The following is a 3,529-nucleotide window of genomic DNA, read 5'->3' as shown; positions in this document are numbered from 1 at the left end:
GGATGGTCGCGTCTCGGCTTCTTCGGCTACGACCTCCAGGACCAGTGCGGTTCCGCAAACTCACTCTCCATCCGTGGGGACGAGGGTGCGATCGGCGAGGTCCGTGGTCCGAACTACCCGAACTATGCAATGAACGTCGGTCACCAGGGAGAATACGCCGCTATTGTCGGCGGTTCCCACTACGGCCGCGGCGACGCGTGGTGCTTCGACCCGCGGGTGAAGATCTGCTTCGCCGACCCGGCGCTGAAGTTCGACTTCTCCGAACCCCGCCGCGAGTTCGCGAAGGGTGCAATTCGGGAGTTCATGCCTGCCGGCGAGCGTTCGCTCATCATTCCGGCCAGGTAAACCCAAATCAACTTTTTTTTCTTTAGAGTAACCCAAGATGTATAATACGGTCATATCAAGCGATTTTTTACATTTCATTGCGATATCGGCGCAACTTTTCGAAACCTTTAATTAAGTCATAAACAACTGTTAAATGAACCAAAAAGGTCTTGAACTTATACTCCGGTGCCCTGCGCACCGGAGGAGGATGCTGAATGGAAGAGATCGTGTTTGGCATCGGCATTACCGCATTGGCAGGTGCACTTGCAACCGTTGCCGGCGCTGCGGAGGACGTTGAGTCTGATATCGGATCACAGGGTGATCCGAACTCGCAGGTTCAACTGGCCCCGCAGATGGGGTATATTCACCGTATCTTCAACAAGGCAGTTTCCGGTGAACCCCCCGCGTACGGCCTCTGGGTTGCCCTGGGTGCAGGCCTTGCCTGGGCATTCATGACGATGCAGATAAACCCGATACTTGCAATAGTGCTCGGGAGCGCTCTCGCGGTCTTCGTGCAGGGCGTATATGCGACAACCGCATATCTCGGTCGTACTGCAAGTCTCGCCAAGTTCGGACAGCCGGTTTACATCGACATCCTAAAGTCGATGACGACCGTGACCATGGCACACGCGTTTGTGGCAATCTTTACCACGGTCGCGATGTGTTACCTGATGATTGTCGCACTCGGCCACCCCTTCCCGCTCCCGTTGCTGGGTATTGTATGGGGTATTGCGCTTGGTGCGGCCGGATCTGCAACAGGTAACCCGTTCTACGGAAAGGAGCGGCAGTACCAGGAGCAGAAGTTCGGAGTCGGTGTTCCGATCTCCGCATCCGGAAACATCGTCCGCTATGCCGAAGCAGGCCAGCGGAACTCACTTGACAACGGTTTCTTCAGCGCCAAACTCGGCGGTCCCGCATCCGGGATCTGTTTTGGCCTGATCGTCTTCTTCGAACTCTGGCGTACCGTGGTCTTCGAAGAGCTCAACGCCTGGGGACCGGTCATCGTCGGTGTTGTCGTGATCCTGATCTTTGCCATCATCGACCGTTACATCGAGGTCTGGGCAAGGAAGACCTTCGGACCATACACGACTTCTGAGGAGGCATCGTCATGACCGCACTCGGAGGACCTAAACAGACTGCAGGAGTCCAGCCCCCAACTGGGATGGGTCTCGCTATCAGCATTATTCTTATCATCGTAGCGCTTGCGCTCGCCTACTTCCTCGTGCAGATGGCAGGGGTGATCGCTCTCGTCGGCATCATCATCGGCGGCGTCCTGATCGCGTTCGGTGTTCACTTCGTCCCGGTTGGTGGTGCTCCCGCTGCAATGGGACAATCACCAGGCATCGCGACCGGTGTCGCCATGCTCGCTGCGGGTGCCGGTCTTGCCGGCCTCTTCGGTGGCGCATGGGCCGCTCCGTTCGGATTCGGTGTCGCCCTCGCGGGCGGTGCGATCGGTGGTGGCCTCTTGATGGCAATCACCTGTACGATGGTCAACGTCATCTACATCTTCGGCATGGGTATCCCGGCCGCCTCGGGTAAGGTCGAGAAAGACCCGATCACGGGCGACACCTTCCCTGAGTACAAGAGCCAGGGTACCGAGGGACACGGCCTTCCGTTCATCTCCTGGGTCGGCGGTGTCGTCGGCGGTGTGCTCGGAGGTCTTGGCGGAACGCTCATCTACCTTGAGCTCGTCGAGGTTTACCAGACGCAGCTTTCTGCAATCCTGGGCGCAACGGTCGACCAGATCGCGTCCGTCGCCATCTCGCTTGCCGGTATCTTCGCGGTCGGTATGTTCCTGATGAACGCCGTGCTTGCCGCATACAACATCACCGGTACTATCGAAGGGCCGCATGACCCCAAGTTCAAGCGGTTCCCAAGAGCAGTCATCGCAGCCGCCGTGGCATCCGCTGTTGCGGGTATCTTCGCGATCGGGCTGCTCGAACTGGTGGGGGTATTCTAAATGTCAGTGAAAGTTGAAGTCGGAGCAGGCGGCATCCCGCACAACCGGATCCTGATCTACGGTCTTGTGGGATCGCTTATCCTCATCTACCTGACATACCTGAACACAATCACCGGTACTCAGTACTTCTCATTCTTCGGTGGACTTGCCGCCGTCGCGGCACTCCTCTGGGGTACTGATACGATCAAGCACCTCTGCAGTTACGGTCTCGGTACCGGTGTCCCGTCAGCAGGTATGATCGCGCTCGGATCCGGCGTCATCGCCGCGCTCGTCGGAGCTACGACCGGTATCTTCGCACCCATCGTGACGATCATTGTCGCCGCGATCATCGGCGGGGTTGCCGGGATAATGGCAAACCACATCGTCCGGATGGACATCCCCGTCATGATCGCCTCATTGACCGAACTTGCGATCGTCGGCGCTATGACGGTGCTCGGCCTTGCAGCCATGACCGCCGGGACGTTCCAGTTCCTTGGCCTGATCTCGGGAACAATCGTCATCCTCGGATTCGTCGTAGAGACTTACGAGGCATCTGTCATCGGCGGTGGCATCATTGCCGTCATCTTCATGCTCGGCGCAATTGCCATCCAGCACTCCTTCAACGCCTGTCTCGGACCAGGGGAGAAGCAGGACCGGACACTCATGCTCGCTGCAGAGTGTGGATTCCTCTCCATGATCCCCATCGCGATCATCTCATTCGCGTTCATCGCGTTCCTTCCGGCTCTCATCTCACTGCTGGTCTCGGTCATCGGATGGTTCTACACCTACATGCGGTATATCGAGCTTGCGAAGCGTGACGCTTATGCGTGGCTTGACGCGCAGCCGATCCTCGAACCAGAGGGAGGTGCCTAAATGGCGTACGTTCAGGTGCTGCCCGAGTTCGGACTTGTCGCCGACCCAATGGTCGGTATCGTCACCACCGCCGGTGTCTCGTACACCCCCGTACTTGAGCAGGTGGCGGAACTTGAGAAGATCACCGACGACCTGGTGGGCATGCTCTCCGGAGAGGGCAACTTCCTGGCATCGTTCCCGAACAGGGACGGTGTGCTCAACATCGCCGGAGGCGTGACCGCATTCTGGTACGGCATGGCAGTCGGCCTCCTGGTTGCCGGTGTCGTCGTATTTGGACTGCTGTGAGGTGAAGAACATGGTTGAGAAGAAATCACCGGCCAGCGGATGGCCGATCATTCAGGGCGACTTCCACACGGGAGATCCGCAGAGTTGTGTCGCCGTCGTCACCATGGG

Annotated in this window: 4 protein-coding genes and 2 pseudogenes; all 6 read left to right on the top strand. The window is 58.2% G+C overall.

Going from position 1 to position 3,529, the window contains the following annotated elements; genetic code table 11:
* Positions 1-345: pseudogene (locus ACI94_RS09620) on the top strand (methyl-coenzyme M reductase subunit alpha); the annotation flags it as partial.
* 194 nt (positions 346-539) lie between these two features.
* Positions 540-1,436 carry a tetrahydromethanopterin S-methyltransferase subunit E gene (mtrE, locus tag ACI94_RS09615; protein WP_286681370.1) on the top strand — a complete coding sequence of 299 codons (897 nt, stop codon included), beginning with the start codon at positions 540-542 and terminating at the stop codon, positions 1,434-1,436.
* The gene (gene mtrD / locus ACI94_RS09610) at positions 1,433-2,284 is read left to right on the top strand and encodes a tetrahydromethanopterin S-methyltransferase subunit D (RefSeq protein WP_286681369.1); all 852 of its coding nucleotides are present in this window, start codon (positions 1,433-1,435) and stop codon (positions 2,282-2,284) included. The genes mtrE and mtrD overlap by 4 nt, the downstream gene beginning before the upstream one ends.
* Positions 2,285-3,136, top strand: a complete 852-nt coding sequence (gene mtrC, locus ACI94_RS09605; protein ID WP_286681368.1) for a tetrahydromethanopterin S-methyltransferase subunit MtrC — start codon at positions 2,285-2,287, stop codon at positions 3,134-3,136.
* A complete protein-coding gene (mtrB, locus tag ACI94_RS09600) occupies positions 3,137-3,421 on the top strand; it encodes a tetrahydromethanopterin S-methyltransferase subunit MtrB (protein ID WP_066957235.1) in 285 nt (94 codons plus the stop codon). It abuts the gene before it with no gap.
* A gap of 10 nt (positions 3,422-3,431) precedes the next feature.
* Positions 3,432-3,529, top strand: a pseudogene (locus tag ACI94_RS09595) (tetrahydromethanopterin S-methyltransferase subunit A); the annotation flags it as partial.

Origin of the sequence: Methanoculleus sp. DTU007, assembly GCF_001512385.1 — an archaeon.
Lineage (GTDB): Archaea > Halobacteriota > Methanomicrobia > Methanomicrobiales > Methanoculleaceae > Methanoculleus > Methanoculleus thermophilus.
The sequence above is the reverse complement of the archived record's forward strand: the minus strand, read 5'-3'. Positions and strand labels throughout refer to the sequence as shown.

Excerpts from the sequence above, each read along its gene's own strand:
- mtrE (WP_286681370.1), top strand. The coding sequence starts at position 540 with ATGGAAGAGATCGTGTTTGGCATCGGCATTACCGCATTGGCAGGTGCA.
- mtrD (WP_286681369.1), top strand. The coding sequence starts at position 1,433 with ATGACCGCACTCGGAGGACCTAAACAGACTGCAGGAGTCCAGCCCCCA.
- mtrC (WP_286681368.1), top strand. The coding sequence starts at position 2,285 with ATGTCAGTGAAAGTTGAAGTCGGAGCAGGCGGCATCCCGCACAACCGG.
- mtrB (WP_066957235.1), top strand. The coding sequence starts at position 3,137 with ATGGCGTACGTTCAGGTGCTGCCCGAGTTCGGACTTGTCGCCGACCCA.